The organism is Porphyromonas somerae DSM 23386 (assembly GCF_000372405.1).
GTDB lineage: Bacteria > Bacteroidota > Bacteroidia > Bacteroidales > Porphyromonadaceae > Porphyromonas_A > Porphyromonas_A somerae.
On sequence record NZ_AQVC01000008.1, the window covers coordinates 26833 to 45225 of the forward strand.

18 protein-coding genes are annotated in these 18393 nt (G+C 50.4%); 15 read left to right on the top strand and 3 right to left on the bottom strand.

The annotated features are described in order from the left end of the window. Positions 1-124: 124 nt before the first annotated feature. Entirely contained in the window at positions 125-265 is a 141-nt protein-coding gene (gene rpmH / locus A3GK_RS11165; protein WP_021903222.1) for a 50S ribosomal protein L34, read from the bottom strand. A gap of 804 nt (positions 266-1069) precedes the next feature. Between rpmH and A3GK_RS0102355 the strand changes: the two genes are divergently transcribed. From A3GK_RS0102355 to A3GK_RS0102425, 15 genes are all read left to right on the top strand, one after another. Next, positions 1070-1714 carry a CoA transferase subunit A gene (locus tag A3GK_RS0102355; RefSeq protein WP_018027929.1) on the top strand — a complete coding sequence of 215 codons (645 nt, stop codon included), beginning with the start codon at positions 1070-1072 and terminating at the stop codon, positions 1712-1714. A gap of 18 nt (positions 1715-1732) precedes the next feature. Next, the gene (gene kal / locus A3GK_RS0102360; RefSeq protein WP_018027930.1) at positions 1733-2134 is read left to right on the top strand and encodes a 3-aminobutyryl-CoA ammonia lyase; all 402 of its coding nucleotides are present in this window, start codon (positions 1733-1735) and stop codon (positions 2132-2134) included. A 6-nt stretch (positions 2135-2140) separates the two neighbouring features. Next, positions 2141-2968 carry a 3-keto-5-aminohexanoate cleavage enzyme gene (gene kce, locus A3GK_RS0102365; RefSeq protein ID WP_018027931.1) on the top strand — a complete coding sequence of 276 codons (828 nt, stop codon included), beginning with the start codon at positions 2141-2143 and terminating at the stop codon, positions 2966-2968. Between the two features lie 53 nt (positions 2969-3021). Next, entirely contained in the window at positions 3022-4068 is a 1047-nt protein-coding gene (gene kdd, locus A3GK_RS0102370) for an L-erythro-3,5-diaminohexanoate dehydrogenase (RefSeq protein ID WP_018027932.1), read from the top strand. Positions 4069-4159: 91 nt separating this feature from the next. Next, positions 4160-5425, top strand: coding sequence for a lysine 2,3-aminomutase (kamA, locus tag A3GK_RS0102375; protein ID WP_018027933.1), 1266 nt, complete (start codon positions 4160-4162; stop codon positions 5423-5425). A gap of 39 nt (positions 5426-5464) precedes the next feature. After that, positions 5465-6493, top strand: a complete 1029-nt coding sequence (gene kamB / locus A3GK_RS0102380) for a lysine 5,6-aminomutase reactivase subunit KamB (protein ID WP_018027934.1) — start codon at positions 5465-5467, stop codon at positions 6491-6493. Continuing rightward, on the top strand, positions 6480-7862 hold the full coding sequence (gene kamC, locus A3GK_RS0102385) for a lysine 5,6-aminomutase reactivase ATPase KamC (protein ID WP_018027935.1): 1383 nt from the start codon (positions 6480-6482) through the stop codon (positions 7860-7862). Before kamB ends, kamC begins: the two co-directional genes overlap by 14 nt. A gap of 2 nt (positions 7863-7864) precedes the next feature. Next, positions 7865-9433, top strand: a complete 1569-nt coding sequence (gene kamD, locus A3GK_RS0102390) for a lysine 5,6-aminomutase subunit alpha (RefSeq protein ID WP_026161664.1) — start codon at positions 7865-7867, stop codon at positions 9431-9433. Beyond that, entirely contained in the window at positions 9430-10224 is a 795-nt protein-coding gene (gene kamE, locus A3GK_RS0102395; RefSeq protein WP_018027937.1) for a lysine 5,6-aminomutase subunit beta, read from the top strand. The genes kamD and kamE overlap by 4 nt, the downstream gene beginning before the upstream one ends. 37 nt (positions 10225-10261) lie before the next feature. Further along, on the top strand, positions 10262-10930 hold the full coding sequence (locus A3GK_RS0102400; RefSeq protein WP_018027938.1) for a 3-oxoacid CoA-transferase subunit B: 669 nt from the start codon (positions 10262-10264) through the stop codon (positions 10928-10930). Between the two features lie 39 nt (positions 10931-10969). Beyond that, positions 10970-12109, top strand: coding sequence for an acyl-CoA dehydrogenase (locus A3GK_RS0102405; RefSeq protein WP_018027939.1), 1140 nt, complete (start codon positions 10970-10972; stop codon positions 12107-12109). A 25-nt stretch (positions 12110-12134) separates the two neighbouring features. Further along, positions 12135-12923, top strand: coding sequence for an electron transfer flavoprotein subunit beta/FixA family protein (locus A3GK_RS0102410; RefSeq protein ID WP_018027940.1), 789 nt, complete (start codon positions 12135-12137; stop codon positions 12921-12923). A gap of 9 nt (positions 12924-12932) precedes the next feature. Further along, entirely contained in the window at positions 12933-13940 is a 1008-nt protein-coding gene (locus A3GK_RS0102415) for an electron transfer flavoprotein subunit alpha/FixB family protein (RefSeq protein WP_018027941.1), read from the top strand. A gap of 1 nt (position 13941) precedes the next feature. Next, on the top strand, positions 13942-14709 hold the full coding sequence (locus A3GK_RS0102420; protein WP_018027942.1) for an enoyl-CoA hydratase-related protein: 768 nt from the start codon (positions 13942-13944) through the stop codon (positions 14707-14709). A 32-nt stretch (positions 14710-14741) separates the two neighbouring features. Next, a complete protein-coding gene (locus A3GK_RS0102425; protein ID WP_018027943.1) occupies positions 14742-15587 on the top strand; it encodes a 3-hydroxybutyryl-CoA dehydrogenase in 846 nt (281 codons plus the stop codon). Positions 15588-15960: 373 nt separating this feature from the next. Here the strand turns inward: A3GK_RS0102425 and A3GK_RS0102430 are convergent, their stop codons facing one another. Both A3GK_RS0102430 and A3GK_RS0102435 read right to left on the bottom strand, forming a co-directional pair. Next, a complete protein-coding gene (locus A3GK_RS0102430) occupies positions 15961-17163 on the bottom strand; it encodes a glycosyltransferase (RefSeq protein WP_018027944.1) in 1203 nt (400 codons plus the stop codon). Then, a complete protein-coding gene (locus tag A3GK_RS0102435) occupies positions 17163-18281 on the bottom strand; it encodes a 4-phosphoerythronate dehydrogenase (RefSeq protein ID WP_018027945.1) in 1119 nt (372 codons plus the stop codon). Before A3GK_RS0102435 ends, A3GK_RS0102430 begins: the two co-directional genes overlap by 1 nt. Positions 18282-18393 lie beyond the last annotated feature (112 nt).

Below are 18393 nucleotides of genomic sequence, written 5' to 3' on the forward strand. Positions count from 1 at the left end.
GTAAAGATACCAAATTTCATCACCATCACATAAAAAATAGGTGTGTCGAGATATAGCATCTCAACACACCTATTCTTATAATAAGTGCTCCCCTATGCGAAGAAGTCCTGCTGTTTCCTAGATTTTACTCAGAAACAGTCAGTCTAGCACGTCCCTTAGCACGACGGGCTGCTAGTACACGTCTACCATTTGCGGTAGCCATACGAGCACGGAAGCCGTGCTTATTCTTCTTTTTCCTTACCGAAGGTTGATATGTCCTCTTCATTGCTTTATGTATTTACTTAGTTCTACTGTCAATAAACGTTCGGCAAAGATACTAAAATTATTGCTAACTGCAAATGGTTTTTCCAACCTCTATTAGGAATTACGCGATAGAAAGTTCCGACAATAGGAATTAGATTTGATTGAACGTCAGCCAATATGGGCATAAGAGCACCCGACAGGGTGCCACTCAGATTGCCCCTCCGACACGGGGGCTATCTGAATGGCACCCTGACGGGTGCTTTGTTGGGACCTCTGCCGAGGTCCTTTTTCTATCGGCTTTGGGCTAAGAAGTTGGGTGAAAGAGGGTGGATTGAAATGGCGGAGAAAGTGCTTTTGTAACTACCTGATACACAGAGCTCTATTTGGGGGTCAGTTTAGTTGCAACTAAGCGTTTGCTTAGTTGCAACTCGTCGATCGGTTAGTTGCAACTAAACTTTTGCTTTGATAGGGCACTGATTTTAGAGACTGTTTGAGTCTCCTCTAGTTTGTTGCTTTTCGCCCGTTTTTACCTATCTTGCTACTGGCTGTAGAATAAGGTATCGGTTTTGATATTTATTCAAGTGGTAAAAGCTCTTCTCCCCTCCAAAATGTAATTTTTGAGCGAATCCGCTCAATTTCTTAGGCAATTACTAATTTTTTCTGTATTTTTGAGGGACGGTTGTAAAAGGACTTTTGTAAAGGGTGTACCACAGAAAAAACCACCCCTTTTATTGAAGGTTTCAGGAGGTAGTACGAGCTTGTCTGTCTCTTGGGTTGCAACTTGGATTTTGGACAAATAATACACCTATAATAAATATATCAAGCTATGAGTAAAGGTATTAGTTTATCTCAACTTAAAGAGAAGTTTCACGATGGTATGAGCATCATGGTGGGCGGGTTCCTTGGTAATGGTACCCCCGAGAAGATCATTGACGCACTGGTAGAGAGTGGGGTGAAGGACCTCACAATGATTGTCAATGACACCTCTTATCCCGAGCTAGGGTGCGGACGCCTTATCGCCAATCATCAGGTTAAAGAACTCTATGTATCGCATATCGGCACCAATCCTCACACTGCTGAGCAGATGAATAGTGGCGAGCTGACGATCCACTTCTGTCCACAAGGCTCCCTTGCCGAGCAGATTAGGGCCGGAGGTTGTGGCCTTGGTGGCGTATTGACCACTACCGGCCTCGGTACTATTGTAGCCGATGGTAAGGAAAAGGTGACGGTAGATGGTGTTGAATACCTCCTTGAGAAGCCACTAAGAGCCGAATTTGCCTTTATCAAAGGGAGTATCGGTGACGAGATGGGCAATCTAGTTTACAAGGGAACTACTCAAAACTTCCAACCCCTTATGGCAATGGCTGCGGATACTGTAGTAGCTGAGATTGAGCATAAGGTACCTACGGGTGAGATTGCTCCTGAGGCTATTCATACTTCAGGCATTTTGGTTGATTATATTATTGAATAAAGTAGAATATTTAGATATATGGAGAATAATAATCTAAAGTCAATGATCCGCCTCCGCATGAGTAGCGGTGATGCACACTATGGAGGTAACTTAGTGGATGGAGCACGTATGCTACAACTATTTGGCGATGTGGCTACCGAGTTGCTCATTATGAATGATGGTGATGAGGGCCTTTTTGTGGCTTATGACAATGTAGAGTTCAAGGCACCTGTCCATGCTGGTGACTATATTGAGGCTGTTGGGGAGATTGTGAGTGCAGGTAACTCCTCTCGCAAGATGGTCTTTGAGGCACGCAAGGTGATCAGCCCTCGTACAGATATCAGTGCTTCGGCTGCCGATGTGCTGGAGGAGCCTATTGTGGTTTGTAGAGCTAGTGGTACTTGTGTGGTGCCCAAGAACTGTCAACGCAAAGGAAAGTAAGCTATTATGGATAAACTGATCATTACTGCTGCAATCTGTGGTGCTGAAGTGACTAAGGAGCACAATCCTGCGGTCCCTTATACCGTTGAGGAGATGGTGCGCGAAGCCAAGAGTGCTTATGATGCTGGTGCTGCTGTGCTTCACGTGCATGTACGGGAGGATGATGGTACCCCTACTCAGAGCAAGGCTCGCTACAAGGAGGTGATGGATGCTATCTTGCGTGAATTGCCCGATGTTATCATTATCCCCTCTACGGGAGGTGCTGTGGGTATGTCGGCTGAGGAACGCCTGCAACCTACCGAGCTGATGCCTGAGATGGCTACTTTGGATTGTGGTACCGTGAACTTCGGTGATGAGGTATTTGAGAATACCCTACCAATGATGAGGGCTTTTGGTAAGCGGATGCTCGAGAATAATATCAAGCCAGAGTATGAGTGCTTTGATATGGGACACCTTGAGGCAGCCCTTCAGATGGCTCGCCGTGGTGAGGCTCCCGGGCACCCCATGCAGTTTAACTTTGTGCTAGGAGTCCCAGGTGCTTCATCGGCCTCTGTTTCCAACCTTTTGTGGCTCGTCAATGCTCTTCCTGAAGGGTCTACTTGGACCGCTACAGGGATTGGACGCCATGAGTTTACACTCGCAGCACATGCGATCGCTATGGGCGGCCATGTGCGTGTGGGCTTTGAGGATAACCTCTACCTCTCTAAGGGGGTATTGGCGAAGTCCAATGGCGAGTTGGTAGCAAAGGTGGTACGGATTGCCAAGGAGCTGGGTCGTGAGATTGCTACCTCTGATGAGGCACGTGAGATCCTTTCACTCCCACCTCGTAAGTGATTCTCTAGACACACTCATATAAAGAATAATAGAATAGACATTAATATATATATATGGCTCAGAAACCAGGAAATAGATATGGCACCCATAGGGTGATTTCACCTAAAGGGGTATTGCCACAGCCTGCCGACAAGGTGGACAATAATATGGATGAGATCTTCGATAATGAGATCCTCATCGATGTGAAGACACTTAATATAGACTCTGCAAGCTTTACCCAGATCTCCAAGCAAGCTGGAGGAGATAAGGATAAGATTGCCGAGATCATGATGGATATTGTGGAGAAGCAGGGGAAGCATCGCAATCCTGTCACTGGCTCTGGTGGTATGCTACTCGGAGTGGTGGAGAAGATCGGTGATGCCCTCAAGGGTAAGATCGACCTGAAGGAAGGGGACAAGGTGGCAACACTTGTTTCGCTTTCGCTCACTCCACTAAGGATAGATAAGATCAAGGAGATCCGCCCTGAGATTGACCAGGTGGATATCGATGGTAAGGCGATTCTCTTTGAGAGTGGTATCTATGCCAAGATTCCAGATGATCTACCAGAGAATCTGGTGCTTTCGGCTCTTGACGTAGCTGGGGCACCTGCTCAGGTGGCTAAGCTAGTGAAGCCAGGGGATACGGTTACGATCATCGGAGCAGGTGGTAAGAGTGGTATGCTCTGCTGCTATGAGGCGAAGAAGCGTGCTGGTGTCACTGGTAAGGTGATCGGCATTGATTACTCTCAAGAGAGTGTGGATAGACTAAAGCGTCTCGGCTTCTGTGACGAGGTCTTCTCGGCCGATGCTACGCAACCTATACCTGTAATGGAGAAGGTGGAGAAGCTGACCAATGGTAAGATGAGTGATATCACCATCAATAATGTCAATATCCCTGATACCGAGATGACGAGTATCCTCTGTACCAAGGGGGATGGTATTGTCTACTTCTTCTCTATGGCAACGAGCTTCACCAAGGCAGCCCTTGGTGCTGAAGGGGTAGGAAGTCAGGTGACCATGATGGTGGGCAATGGCTATACCGCTGGTCATGCCGAGATTACTCTGCAGGAGTTTAGAGAGTGTGAACCACTAAGAAAGCTATTTACTGAGCTTTACGCATAACAATGAAACTGTGGTGGAGAGAGATAAGGCAGACTGCTATTGCCCTATCTCTCTGCCCACAAATAAAGAATAACGACCGAAAATACTATTTATGAATAAAAGTAGAAGAGACTACTACTTCCCTAATGTGACCGATGAGGAGTGGAATGACTGGCACTGGCAGCTCAAAAACCGAATTGAAACGGTAGAGGATCTGCAGAAGTATGTAGCACTAACGGAGGAGGAGCTAGAGGGAGTACGCAGTACGCTAAAGCAGCTCCGTATGGCCATTACCCCTTATTATATAAGCCTAATCAATCCCGACGACCCTAATGACCCAGTTCGCAAACAGGCAGTGCCTACTGCTAAGGAGCTGGTGGTAAGTCCTGAGGATCAGCTCGACCCTCTGAGCGAGGACGAGGACTCTCCAGTACCAGGGCTCACCCACAGATATCCTGATAGGGTGCTATTCCTGATTACTGATATGTGTGCAATGTATTGCCGTCACTGCACTCGCCGTCGTTTTGCTGGGCATAAGGATGCCTCTGCTCCTAGAGAGCGCATTGATAGAGCCCTTGAGTATATTGAGCAGGCTACAGAGGTACGTGATGTGCTTCTCTCGGGTGGCGACGCTCTGATGGTAGGGGATAAGATGCTAGAGTATATCCTACAGAGGCTAAGGGCTATTCCACACGTGGAGATTATCCGCTTTGGTTCGCGTGCTCCTGTAGTATTGCCACAGCGTATCACTCCTGAGCTGGTACAGATGCTTTCTAAGTATCACCCTGTATGGCTCAATACCCACTTCAATCACCCTAATGAGATTACCGAGGAGTCGAAGCTAGCTTGTGAGCGTCTTGCCAATGCTGGTATCCCTCTGGGTAATCAATCGGTGCTTTTGCGTGGTATCAATGACTGCCCTAGCATTATGAAGCACTTGGTGCATGAGTTGGTAAAGATTAGGGTGCGTCCTTATTATATATATGTGTGCGACCTTTCACAAGGTATTAGCCACTTCCGTACTCCAGTATCCAAGGGTATTGAGATCATTGAGGCCTTGAGAGGACATACTTCGGGCTACTGTGTACCTACCTTTGTGGTGGATGCTCCTGGTGGCGGTGGTAAGATTCCAGTGATGCCTAATTACATTATCTCTCAGTCGCCTCGCCGTGTGGTGCTCCGCAATTATGAGGGAGTGATTACCACTTATACGGAGCCCGAGGGGTACCAAGAGGGTACTTGCAACTGTGAGGAGTGTAATGATACTTGCGACGGAGTAGCTTCACTCCTTGCCGGTAATCATCTATCGCTATCTCCTACTCACTTGGCACGTAAGGAGCGTACCAAGAGGATTAGAGAGCAGAATAAGGATAAGTAACTCACGTGGGTGAGGCGGTCTCTTGTCAATATTCCTGGTATGCCATTTATCAAAAAACTACTAGCACTCAGTAGCCTTTCGATCGTAGGGACGGCCAAGAATACTGGCAAGACTGCCACACTCAATTATGTACTGCAGCGGATAGCCTCTCAAGCACCTGATAAGGTGGTAGGACTTACCTCTATAGGGCTAGAGGGGGAGCGACGCGACCAAGTGACACAGACGGAGAAGCCCGAGATTACACTCTCTAAGGGGACTCTATTTGTCACGGCGGAGCACTACTATCGGCAGAAACAGCTCTCGGCGGAGGTGCTGGGAGTGGAGCGAGTTTATACCACTTCTACTGGGCGTCTGATATATGCTCGTGCGAGAGGTGAGGGCAAGGTGCTGATTGCTGGCCCACCCACCACTCAAGGACTACGAAAGGTGGTGGAGGTGATGCAACGAGATGGTGCCGACCTATCGATTATCGATGGGGCACTCTCTCGGAAGTCACTCGCTTCTCCTGCAGTAGCTGATGGGCTGATACTTGCTACGGGTGCGGCCTTTTCGGCACAGCCAGAGCGACTGATACAGCTCACCAAGGAACTGGTGCAGCAGATAGAGTTGCCGGAGCTTTCGGATCGTCTACTAGCGAGTAGACTTGAGGAGGTGACTCATGGGATACGCCTGGTGGTAGGTGATGAGGTGCTCGACCCTGGCTATGCGTCGGCACTCCTTTCCCAATTTTGGGAGGATGGTCGGTGGCAATTACTGGAGGGACTGGTATTTGTCTCTGGGGCGGTGCACGACAATCTCTTAGAGCGTATTCGGCAGTCTAAGGGGTGTCGGGGGCTGATTGTCCGCGACTTTACGAGGCTTTTTGTCTCGGGGCAGGCGGTGAGGAGCCTTCTGGCGAGTGGCAAAAAGCTCTATACCCTTCGGCGGGCAGAGTTGGTGGCGGTGACCTTTAACCCTGTTGCTCCGACAGGATTTAGGATGCCTTCGGAGGAGATGTGTGAGCGACTGAGTGAGGCACTTGAGGTGCCAGTGTATGATATAATGAGATGTAGTGATGAGATTTCGTGAGGCACTAGACCATATCAAGGGGCTGAGGTATGTGCTGGAGGAAATGACCTTTTCCTCTAGCATAGGTCGCTTGGCTCTATTGGATAGCTATTGGCTCACGAGTCGCGAGGAGATTGAAGAGGCACTCGATGAAGTGGCTAAGTTCGTCGGCTACATACAGTCTTCTGAGGGGATTCCACTCTTGCAGCTACAGCTTGAGGAGGTGGTGAATATCTCTGGCTCCATTGAGGTGCTAAGGGCTACGGGTGCTATCTGTAGCGATGTAGACCTCTTTGAGATTAAGAAGCTAGCTCTGATTGATGAAAAGATTGCTCAGTTACAAGCCCATTATCACTACCAATTGACCGAACGACCTTCGCTGAAGGGGGTGCTATCGGTGCTTGACCCACGCGAAGAACGATTGCCTAGCTTTTATCTAGATAATTATTTTGATGCACGGCTCAAGGAGATAAGAGAAGCGATTGAGCGGACAAAGGAGGAGACCCCTTTGGCGGAGCTCAATGCCCAACTCTCGCAGTGTGAGGAGGAGGTGAGGGCTAGGTTAACTGAGGAGTTGGCCCCTTTTGCTGACTCGCTAGAGATGGTATTAAAGGCACTGGCACACGATACGGCTATTTTGGCAAAGGCTGATTGGGCAGTGAGGTATCGGGCGTGTCGGCCAAAGCCTATCTCCTCTGGTACCACTCATTTGGAGGAGTTGGTGAATCCCGAGGTGGCAGATCAGGTAAGGAGGAGTGGAGGACGCTTTCAGCCGGTTTCAATAGAGTTTGAAGAGGAGCCGACCTTGATCTCGGGTGCCAATATGGGTGGTAAGAGTGTGCTTTTGCACTCGGTAGCACTGGCACAGGGGATGATGCAGTTTGGCATGTATGTCTTGGCGAAGTCTGCTACCATGGTGGTGGTAGAGCATCTTCTTTATTCAGCCGGTGATGGCGAGGATATGCGATTGGGGCTCTCTTCGTTTGGAGCAGAGATGATTCGGCTCAATGGTATCATCCAGGCGGTGAAGAGTGGGCAAAAGGTCCTTGCGATTATTGACGAACCCGCTCGTACTACCAATCCTGAAGAGGGGTATGCCCTTGTCTCTGGACTTGTGAAGTTACTAGAGCAGTATGGGGCTATGGCACTGATCACTACTCACTATAGCGGAGTGCCCTCGCAAGGAAGGCGGTGGAGAGTGCGGGGATTTGTGGAGGGACGTGATATGCACGGCGTAGAGGTGGCACATCTCGCTGAGCTGATGGATTATAGTTTGGTGCCAGATAGTCAGGTGTCTGTGCCGAGAGAGGCCTTTAGGATTGCTCGACTACTTGGGGTGGATGAGGAGTTTTTGGACTTAAGCAACAACTGTTTTAGGACGATCGAATGAATATGAAAAGTAAGGTGGGAATTGACTTCTCAAAGGTGGAGCAAGCACGTGGGGCAGCACGAGCTATTGCTGAGGATGTACAGACCTTTGTAGATGAATATACGACGGTAGCCGTAGAACGCACCCTTTGTCGCTTTGTAGGGATAGATGGTGTAGATGGAAATCAAGTGCCGCTTCCCAATGTGGTGGTGGAGCATCTAGTGGAGGAGAATGCACTCTCCAATGGAGCTCTATTCTATCTAGCATCCGCGATGGTTGCTACGGGAAAGGAGCCTCAGGAGATAGCTGAGGAGGTGTCGGATGGTAAGATAAAGCTGACACAGTTTCCAGCAGCCTCAGAGCAGGAGGTGGCTGATATACTCGCCCCATATATTAAGGCAGGTATGGAGCGAATTGCAGCAAGGAGAGCCAGAAGGGAAAAGTTTATCAAGGAGGTGGGCGAAGGACCACAACCTTATCTCTATGTGATTGTTGCGACTGGTAATATCTATGAGGACGTGGTGCAGGCACAGGCGGCAGCTCGCCAAGGTGCCGATATCATTGCGGTGATTCGTACCACGGGGCAAAGCCTTCTCGACTATGTCCCCTACGGAGCTACTACTGAGGGATTTGGCGGTACCTATGCGACGCAAGAAAACTTCCGCATTATGCGAAAAGCCCTTGATGAAGTGGGTGAGGAGGTAGGACGCTATATCCGACTCTGTAACTACTGCTCGGGTCTTTGTATGCCTGAGATTGCTATTATGGGTGCTTTTGAAGGACTCGATGTGATGCTCAATGATGCCCTTTATGGCATTCTATTTAGGGATATCAATATGAAGCGAACCATCGTGGACCAGTACACTAGTCGTGTGATCAATGGTTTCGCTGGGGTGATTATCAATACCGGTGAGGATAACTACCTCACCACTGCCGATGCTCTTGAGGAGGCACATACGGTATTGGCTTCCGACTTTATCAACGAGCAATTTGCCCTCAAGGCGGGTATCCCAGAAGAGCAGATGGGACTCGGCCACGCCTTTGAGATGGATCCTGCCGTGGAAAATGGCTTCCTCTATGAATTGGCACAGGCTCAAATGACGAGGGAGATCTTCCCTAAGGCACCATTGAAGTATATGCCACCTACAAAGTTTATGACCGGTAATATCTTTAGAGGTCATATCCAAGATGCTCTATTCAATATGATCGGTATCTGGACACACCAAGGGTTGCAACTTCTCGGTATGCCTACCGAGGCGATACACACCCCATTTATGAGCGACCGATATCTCTCAATTGAGAACGCTCGCTATATCTTCAACAACATGAAGTCCATCGGCGACGATGTGGAGTTTAAGGAGAATGGTATCATGCAGACCCGTGCCAAGAATGTGCTTGAGAAGGCATTGACACTATTGCAGGATATCCAGGAGGAGGGTCTCTTTATTGCCCTTTCAAAGGGTATCTTTGCGGATATCAAGCGACCACAAGATGGTGGTAAAGGTCTGGATGGCGTTAAGTGCAAAGGGGAGCGCTACTACAACCCTATTTTGGAACTAATGAAAGACAATAAGATTGCGGGCAAGTTATGAGTGGAGGACTATATTCAACCGAAGATAAAAGTTTTGATAGGACATTAGACCTATCCAAGGTGAAGCCTTATGGCGACACCATGAACGATGGCAAGGTACAGCTGAGTTTTACCCTTCCTGTACCTAAGGGTGCCGAGGCCGAGGAGGCAGCTAAGTTGCTCCTCAAGGAGATGGGCTTCCAAAATCCTATGGTGGTCTTTTCGAAAGAGCTCACCGAGGGCTACACCTTTTTCAATTGCTATGGTAGCTGTACCCATACGGTAGATTATAGCAATATCTATGTGCCCAAGGTGGAGTCGACCACCATGTCGATGGAGGAGACCGACGACTATATCCGTACCCACTTGGGCAAGCCTATCAAAGTGCTAGGAGCCAGTACCGGTACCGATGCACATACCGTAGGTATCGATGCGATCATGAATATGAAAGGCTTCGCTGGGCATTACGGTCTAGAGCGCTATGATATGATCGAGGCACGCAATCTGGGTAGCCAGGTGCCCAATGATGAGTTTTTGGCTAAGGCGATTGAGTTTGGTGCCAATGCTCTGCTCATCTCCCAGACAGTGACGCAAAAGGATGTTCATATTCAAAACCTCACCGAGCTGATAGAGATGATCGAGGCGGAGGGACTTCGCGACAAGATGATCGTCTGTTGCGGTGGTCCTCGTATCACCCACGAGCTTGCCAAGGAACTAGGCTATGATGCCGGATTTGGTGCCAATACTTATGCCGATGACGTCGCTTCGTTTATCGCACAAGAGATGGTACGGCGTCAGGAGCTACAAAACTGAAAACAAGATAAATACAAATACTATAAAGACTAAGATTATGGCATTAGACAAACAACAAGTCAGAGAAGTCATCGCAAAGAGAGTTGCTCTCGAATTAAAGGATGGTGACGTGGTCAATCTCGGTATCGGGCTGCCCACAATGGTTCCTTCCTTCTTGCCACAAGGCGTACATGTGATGCTACAGAGTGAAAATGGAATGATCGGCCTCGGAGCTACTCCCGAAGCAGGTCAGGAAGACCCCGATTGGATCAATGCAGGTGGTGGTGCCATCACTACTGTGCCGGGTGCGGCTACATTCGATAGCGCCACCTCCTTCGGTATTATTCGCGGAGGTCACGTGGACGTTAGCGTACTAGGTGCCTTGGAAGTAGATGAAGAGGGCGACCTCGCCAATTGGATTATCCCAGGTAAGCGTGCCCCTGGTATGGGTGGTGCTATGGACCTACTCGTAGGTACCAAAAAGGTGATCCTCGCTATGGAGCACACCGCCAAGGGCAATCCTAAGATCCTGAAGAAGTGCCGCCTACCACTTACTGCCAAGGGACAGGTAGATATGATCGTCACCGAGATGTGCGTGATTGAGGTGCGTAAGGGCAAAGGTCTTTGGGTCACCGAGATATACGATGGCGTGAGTCGTGAAGAGATACAAGCTGCAACAGAGGCTGAGCTTCATTTCGACGAAAACGTACAGCCAATGAAGCAATAAAGATAGAGTCCATAAATAATAATATAGACAATACTGATTATGAATTTCAATTACACACCTCAGGAAGAACTCTTCTTGCAGATGATTAGAGAGTTTGCAGAGAAAGAGGTAAAGCCTCTAGCTGCAGAGATAGATGAAGAGGAGCGCTTCCCCATCGAGACCGTGGAGAAGATGAGCAAGCTCGGCCTTATGGGTATCACCATCCCAAAGGAGTACGGTGGAGCTGGAGCTACCAACCAGATCTACACCATGGCGGTAGAAGAGCTCAGTCGCGTTTGCGCTACCACTGGCGTAGTGGTATCAGCTCATAGCTCACTCTGCTGCGACCCAATTATGTTCTTTGGTACCCCCGAGCAGAAGGAGCGTTACCTACCACGCCTCGCATCGGGTGAGTGGATTGGTGCCTTCGGACTTACCGAGCCCAATGCCGGTACCGACGCAGCTGGTCAGCAGACCTTCGCTGTAGAGGAGGAAGACCACTACGTACTCAATGGCAATAAGATCTTCATCACCAATGCCGAGTATGCCCACGTCTACATCATCTTCGCCATGACCGATAAGAGCCTTGGCAATAAGGGCATCTCTGCCTTTATCGTGGAGAAAGACTTCCCTGGCTTCTCAGTAGGAAAGAAGGAGCTCAAGATGGGTATCCGTGGCTCAGCTACTTGCGAGCTGATTATGGAGAATTGCATCGTGCCAAAGGAGAATCTCCTCGGTAAGGTAGGTCAAGGCTTCAAAGTAGCTATGAAGACCCTCGATGGTGGTCGTATCGGTATCGCTTCACAGGCTCTTGGTATTGCCCGTGGTGCTATGGAGGAGACCGTGAAGTACACCAAAGAGCGTAAGCAGTTTGGTCGCAGTATCGCAAAGTTCCAGAATACCCAATTCCAGTTGGCCGACCTCGAGGCACGCATCGAGTGCGCGTCGCTACTTGTTCGTAAAGCAGCGTGGTGCAAAGACAACGGCCAGCCCTACACCGTTCCTGCCGCTCGTGCCAAGCTCTATTGTGCCGAGACAGCAATGGAGATGACCAATAAGGCCGTCCAATTCCACGGCGGATACGGCTACACCCGTGAGTATCCAGTGGAGCGAATGATGCGCGATGCCAAGATTACCGAGATCTACGAGGGTACCAGTGAGGTACAGCGTATGGTGATTGCAGCCAATCTACTGAAGTAAAAACGAGTAAATACATTCCTGAAATATGAAGATTTTAGTTTGCATAAAGCAAGTTCCAGATACCACTGAGATCAAGCTTGATCCAGTCAAGGGTACCCTCATCCGTACCGGTGTACCAAGTATTATGAATCCCGATGATAAGGGTGCTCTCGAGCAGGCACTACAGTTCAAAGATCGCTTCGGTGCCGAGGTTGATGTCATCACCATGGGACCTCCTCAGGCCAAGGCTGTTCTTTACGAGGCTTTTGGTATGGGTTGCGACAAAGGCTTCCTCATCACCGACCGCAAGTTTGGTGGTGCCGATACCCTTGCTACCAGCTACACCATCTCCCAAGCCATCAAGTCGCTAGAGCCTTATGATGTGATCCTTGCAGGTCGTCAGGCCATCGATGGTGACACCGCACAGGTAGGTCCACAGATTGCCGAGCAGCTCGACCTCCCACAGATCACCTACGTAGAGCATGTTGATTATGATGGTAAGAAGACCCTCACCGTCAAGAAAAACCTTGAGGACGGTCACGAATACCTAGAGGTAGACCTCCCCTGCATGCTCACCTTCTTGGCATCGGCGTACCAGCCACGCTACATGAATGTCTCCGACATCATGACCGCCTTTGACAAAGAGATTGTAGAGCTCAACTTCGGCTCCTTCCCAGTTGATGAGACTCGCCTAGGGCTCAAGGGATCGCCTACCAACGTGAACAAGTCCTTTACCAAGGGTGCCAAGGCCATGGGTACACTCCACGAAGAGCTGACCCCAGAGGAGGCTGCCGATATCATCTTAGAAAAACTGCAAGAGAAATTTATTATTTAAGAAGCGACTATGGAACAATATAAAGGTATACTAGTATTTGCAGAGCAGCGCAATGGCATCGTTCAGAATGTTGCCTTTGAGTTGCTTGGAAAAGCCCGCGACCTTGCCGATTCAATCAACGAGCAGGTAACAGCAGTACTCCTCGGTAAGGGGGTAGAGCCACTCTCAGAGCAGCTCATCCATGCTGGTGCCGATAGAGTGCTGGTGGTAGATCACAACCTCCTCAAGGATTATATCACAGAGCCCTATGCCGAGGCCATCTGCCATATCGTCCACACCTACAAGCCCGAGATCGTACTTCTAGGTGCTACCACTATTGGTCGCGACCTTGGTCCAAGACTTTCGTCAAGGCTTCACACCGGTCTTACTGCCGATTGTACTTCACTCGATATCAATGAGGAACGCAATCTGCTCATGACCCGTCCAGCCTTCGGAGGTAACCTTATGGCTACCATCATCTGTAAGAACAGCCGACCACAGATGTCTACCGTTCGTCCAGGCGTGATGCGCCGTAAGCCAAGCGATGCCAGTCGTAAGGGTGTGGTAGAAAAGGTAGAGGTGCCCTTTGATATTGAGAAGTGCCAGAGAGTTCGCCTGATCCGTAAAGAGACAGAGACCAAGACACTCATTGATATCACCGAGGCCAACGTACTTGTCTCAGGTGGCCGTGGCGTAGGTACTGGCAATGGCTTCAGCAAGCTACAAGAGCTGGCCGAGACCCTCAATGCCGAAGTCTCCTCTTCACGTGCTATGGTTGATGCTGGTATCATCGGTCACGAGCGTCAGGTAGGTCAGACCGGTAAGACCGTTCGCCCTGACCTCTACCTAGCCCTTGGTATCTCAGGAGCTATTCAGCACTTGGCTGGTATGGAGGAGAGTGAGTACATCATCGCCGTTAATAAAGATAAGTTCGCACCTATCTTCCAAGTAGCCGACCTCGGCGTGGTAGGCGACCTCCACAAGATCGTCCCTATCCTTACTCAGAAACTCCAAGCTCTCCAAGATAAGGAGCGTTGAGATGATGGAGTATCAGACCATTAAAGTGGATGGTAATGGGGCAATCACCACCATTACCATCCACCGTCCCGAGGCCCTCAATGCACTCTCTACCCGAGTGCTCGAGGAGCTCGGCGATGCTCTCAATCATCTAGCCCCCTCCACCCGCGTGCTCATCGTCACTGGGGCGGGTCGAAGTTTTGTCGCTGGTGCCGATATCAGCGAGATGTCGCACTTCACCCCCGAGGAGGCACTCACCTTCGGTCAGCGTGGTGCCAAAGTCTTTCGCCAGCTAGAGCTCCTTCCCATCCCTGTGATTGCCGCTGTCAACGGCTTTGCACTTGGCGGAGGGTGCGAACTCGCTATGGCGTGCGACTTCCGTATCGCCTCCGAAAAGGCCAAGTTCGGTCAGCCCGAAGTGGGGCTCGGCATCCCTCCCGGCTTCAGTGGTACCCAAAGGCTACCACGCCTAGTAGGTGCCGGAGTGGCGAGTGAATTGATCTTCACCGCCCGCATCATTCCAGCCGATGAGGCTCTTCGAATAGGGCTCGTCAATAGAGTGGTAGCACCCGAAGAGCTTCTACCCACGGTCCAAGCGATTGCCGAGGAGATCGCCGCTAAGTCACCCCACGCCGTTGCCCTCTCCAAGATGGCGATCCAGCGTGGTCTGCAAGCCGATATTGATACCGCCATCGCCATCGAAAACCACCTCTTTAGCAACGCCTTTGCCTCTCCCGAGCAAAAGGAGGGGATGAGTGCCTTCCTAGAGAAGCGGACCCCAAAGTTTTAGATTCCAAAACCAATAATAAACAACAAGATATTATGAAAATCGTAGTACTCGGAAATGGCACCATGGGTGCTGGCATAGCACAGACTATGGCACAGAAGTCTCTAGAAGTGACTATGAAAGGTCGCTCTACAGAGTCACTAGGCAGAGCTATGGCTCGTATGGAGAAGGGGCTCAATCGTCAGGTAGATAAAGGACGTATGACCGCAGAGGATCGCGACGCTATCCTCGCTCGCATCACCACCACTACCGACTTTGAGCAGGTCAAGGATGCCGACCTCGTGATTGAGGCAGTGAGCGAAGAGATGGAGGTGAAGAAAGAGATCCTCACCCACCTCTGCTCTATCCTACAGCCCGAGGCGATCATCGCCACCAATACCTCCTCTCTCTCTATCACCGAGCTAGCAGCGGCTACCAAGCGACCAGAGAAGGTGATCGGTATGCACTTCTTCAACCCCGTACCAGTGATGAAATTGGTAGAGGTGATCACTGGCCAGCTCACTAGCGAAGCCACCCTCACCACCGTGCTACAGCTTTGTGAGCAGCTCGGCAAGGTGGCAGTGAAGGTCAATGAAGCCCCTGGATTTGTAGTCAATCGTATCCTGATCCCTATGATCAATGAGGCGATCGGTGAATATGCCGATGGTGTCGCTACCGTAGAGGAGATCGATACCGCTATGAAGTTGGGTGCCAACCACCCAATGGGACCACTCGAGCTGGGCGACTTCATCGGGCTCGATGTATGCCTTGCTATTATGGAGGTGCTCTTCAATGAGTATGGCGATCCTAAGTACCGCCCTCATACCCTACTTCGCAAGATGGTTCGTGCCAACCTCCTCGGCCGTAAGACCGGTAGAGGCTTCTACGACTACAGCAAGTAACCCTTATCTTACGATACCCACATCGGATGGTGGAGTGGCTCATGAGCTACTTCACCATCTTTTTTTGCCGATTGTTACTTTAGGAGTCCATGAACCGTACAAAATTTTCTGTTCTGAGAAGCCAAAAGTTTAGTTGCAACTAAGCAATCGGTTAGTTGCAACTAAACTTTTGCTGAGATGCAACTAACCGATTGCTTAGTTGCATCTCAGTTGACGGTTTTATATGTTGTTGGATATCAAGGGATTCTGAAGGGCGGTTTTGGTGCTTTGAAACCTGCTCTATTTTGTAGTATTGAACCCCTTATAAGCAGGTGAAATAGGCGTGAAGCAGATTTAAGAACTAAAGTTTTGCTAAAGTCCTAATAGGTGGGGGTTAGAGGGTGTAGAGGTGGAGCAACTGGGGGGCAACGGCGTCGATGCCGAAGGAGCAGACGGTGTCGGCAATCTGCTTTCTATCTTTTGGAGTGGGTGTGTGTGTCACGGCACGAGCCATGGCAGTGGTGTCGTATGGCTGAATGAGCTGACCATTGCCACTCTCCGGGCGAATGATATCGGGGATCCCACCTACGCCAAAGGCGATGGCAGGGGTACCACAAGCGATGCCTTCCACAAGTGTTTGCCCAAGCGTCTCGTATCTTGAGGTGGAGAGGATGGTGGAGGCCGTTTGGTAGAGCTTTACCAGCTCCTCTCCCTCGGCTCGGGGAATATGTCGGTAGGGGATTGGTATCTGCTCTAGTAGAGACTTATCCTTGATTTGCCCCACCAAAGTGATGCTTGCACTGCTTGCCCACTCTTCGGAGAGTGCCTTTGCTTCTCGGAGCATTTGCACTAATAAATCGGGTCCTTTCACGGGATCATCAATGCGTGAGGCAACGAGTAAGAGGCTGCTTTCTTGCTTTTTCGTAGCCGAATCTGGGCAAAACCGCTTCAGGTCTATCGGATTGTGTAGCACCGTGATCGCACTCTTACTAAAGAGGGGCGACGCATCGGCCGCTTTTGCCACCGCATTACTCACAGCCACGAGGTGTATTTGCTCAAGCGAAAGATCCTTTTTCGCCTGAAAGAGCCTACTCGAATGGTCCTGCTTGCTTTTGCTACCCATAAGCGGACAACTTCCACATCCCTCGGTGAATCTTTGGCAAAAAGAGGTCTCGCCATTTGCTCCGATAGAGTAGGGGATATGGCAACCGCCCGTGAGTGGCCAGAAGTCGTGGAGGGTCCAGAAAAACCGTTTCCCTTTTATGGAGAGCAATTCTGCCAGACCTTTGACGGATAGAAACCCTTGCTGTACCCAATGAATATGAACCACCTCCGCCCACGCCACCCATGGGTGGTGGGCAATATCAAGACCGTATCGGGCAGTGGAGAAGCGAAAGAGGTTTTTGCGTTGGTAGCCGACAGCACGGAGCGTATCTAGGAGGTCGGCAAGGAAACTGACCCGATGTTGCCACCCAAACTCTGTGATGGTGAGCATCCGCACCTCCATCCCTGCCTGTGAGAGGAGTGCCATTGTCCGCTGGCACGCCACTGCAGCACCACCGCCACTCGGGTAGGTATTGAGGAGAAGAATCTTCATCAGTCTATTATCCGAAAACCAATGCCTTGTGCTGCCTCTGCCCATTCCCCCATCTCACATCTCCGGAGCTGGTACTCCGAGGGCTCATAGGGGTAGTGGTATTCTCGCCGAAGGGTTTCAAACTCTTGGGATCGCTCCCTAAGGGTACGATCCACTCCTCTGATGCCAAAGGTTTGTAAGAGTGCCTCCCATAGAGGTTGGTCACTAGAGAGATGTAGTAGGGGAGCGCTCAAGGGGGTTGGGTAGAGTGGCTCCAAGCTACTGAGCTTTAGTCCGAAGTGCTCCAAACCATGCTCTATGCATGTCCGTGCACCATTGGCCTTACCCTGAGCAGAGAAGCCAGCGATGTGCGGTGTGGCTAGCCAAGTCTGCTTCAGTAGCTCTTGCGAGATATTGGGCTCCCCCTCCCAGCAGTCCATCACTAGGTCTGTGATTTTGCCTTCACGCAAACCCCTCAGTAGGGCCGAGGTGTCGGTCACTGCGCCACGACAAGCATTCATGATGATCGGTTTCCTTTGGAGTAGATCTACCAACCTATCATCTAGTAGGTGCACCGTCCGATCCTCCCCCTCCTTAATAAGTGGCACGTGAAAAGCGATGATATCGGCCCTCGTGGCTATCTCTTGGAGTGAGACAAAGCCTGCCGACCCCTCTGCCCTTGCCCGTGGAGGGTCATTGAGAAGCACCTTCATCCCCAGCGCCCGGGCATTTCGTGCCACCCTACGCCCTACGTTGCCCACCCCTACAATTCCTATCACCTTGCCACGAGGATCCCACCCACACTCCACCGCCCTAAGGGCTATGGCAGTGGCAAAGTACTGCGCCACCGCTTCGGCATTACAGCCGGGGGCATTGTACCAGGTGATGCCCGCCTGGTGGCAGAAGTGGGTATCGATGTGGTCAAAACCGATCGTCGCCGAGGTGATCAGCTGCACCCGAGAGTGCTCCAGAAGCGCTCGACCGCACTTCGTGGTACTCCGAATAATCAGCCAATCCGTCTCCTTCACTGCCTCCGGGGCAAACTCCTCCGAGGGGAGATAGGTCACCTTCCCCAGCTCTTCCGCCACTCCCTGAATGTAGGGCACCGAGCTCTCTGCTACTATCTTAAGCCGTTTCATACGCTTTCTCCGCGCCTCCCCCTTCCTCTCCCCAAAGGTACCATTTTATTCCGATCCCCACGCCTTCCTTTACCAATCAATATACCTAGTATAGGGGAGAATAGAGTTACTG

What these genes read in the sequence shown, in the direction of transcription:
- rpmH (WP_021903222.1), bottom strand. Translation starts at nt 265, where the DNA reads ATGAAGAGGACATATCAACCTTCGGTAAGGAAAAAGAAGAATAAGCAC.
- A3GK_RS0102355 (WP_018027929.1), top strand. Translation starts at nt 1,070, where the DNA reads ATGAGTAAAGGTATTAGTTTATCTCAACTTAAAGAGAAGTTTCACGAT.
- kal (WP_018027930.1), top strand. Translation starts at nt 1,733, where the DNA reads ATGGAGAATAATAATCTAAAGTCAATGATCCGCCTCCGCATGAGTAGC.
- kce (WP_018027931.1), top strand. Translation starts at nt 2,141, where the DNA reads ATGGATAAACTGATCATTACTGCTGCAATCTGTGGTGCTGAAGTGACT.
- kdd (WP_018027932.1), top strand. Translation starts at nt 3,022, where the DNA reads ATGGCTCAGAAACCAGGAAATAGATATGGCACCCATAGGGTGATTTCA.
- kamA (WP_018027933.1), top strand. Translation starts at nt 4,160, where the DNA reads ATGAATAAAAGTAGAAGAGACTACTACTTCCCTAATGTGACCGATGAG.
- kamB (WP_018027934.1), top strand. Translation starts at nt 5,465, where the DNA reads ATGCCATTTATCAAAAAACTACTAGCACTCAGTAGCCTTTCGATCGTA.
- kamC (WP_018027935.1), top strand. Translation starts at nt 6,480, where the DNA reads ATGAGATTTCGTGAGGCACTAGACCATATCAAGGGGCTGAGGTATGTG.
- kamD (WP_026161664.1), top strand. Translation starts at nt 7,865, where the DNA reads ATGAAAAGTAAGGTGGGAATTGACTTCTCAAAGGTGGAGCAAGCACGT.
- kamE (WP_018027937.1), top strand. Translation starts at nt 9,430, where the DNA reads ATGAGTGGAGGACTATATTCAACCGAAGATAAAAGTTTTGATAGGACA.
- A3GK_RS0102400 (WP_018027938.1), top strand. Translation starts at nt 10,262, where the DNA reads ATGGCATTAGACAAACAACAAGTCAGAGAAGTCATCGCAAAGAGAGTT.
- A3GK_RS0102405 (WP_018027939.1), top strand. Translation starts at nt 10,970, where the DNA reads ATGAATTTCAATTACACACCTCAGGAAGAACTCTTCTTGCAGATGATT.
- A3GK_RS0102410 (WP_018027940.1), top strand. Translation starts at nt 12,135, where the DNA reads ATGAAGATTTTAGTTTGCATAAAGCAAGTTCCAGATACCACTGAGATC.
- A3GK_RS0102415 (WP_018027941.1), top strand. Translation starts at nt 12,933, where the DNA reads ATGGAACAATATAAAGGTATACTAGTATTTGCAGAGCAGCGCAATGGC.
- A3GK_RS0102420 (WP_018027942.1), top strand. Translation starts at nt 13,942, where the DNA reads ATGATGGAGTATCAGACCATTAAAGTGGATGGTAATGGGGCAATCACC.
- A3GK_RS0102425 (WP_018027943.1), top strand. Translation starts at nt 14,742, where the DNA reads ATGAAAATCGTAGTACTCGGAAATGGCACCATGGGTGCTGGCATAGCA.
- A3GK_RS0102430 (WP_018027944.1), bottom strand. Translation starts at nt 17,163, where the DNA reads ATGAAGATTCTTCTCCTCAATACCTACCCGAGTGGCGGTGGTGCTGCA.
- A3GK_RS0102435 (WP_018027945.1), bottom strand. Translation starts at nt 18,281, where the DNA reads ATGAAACGGCTTAAGATAGTAGCAGAGAGCTCGGTGCCCTACATTCAG.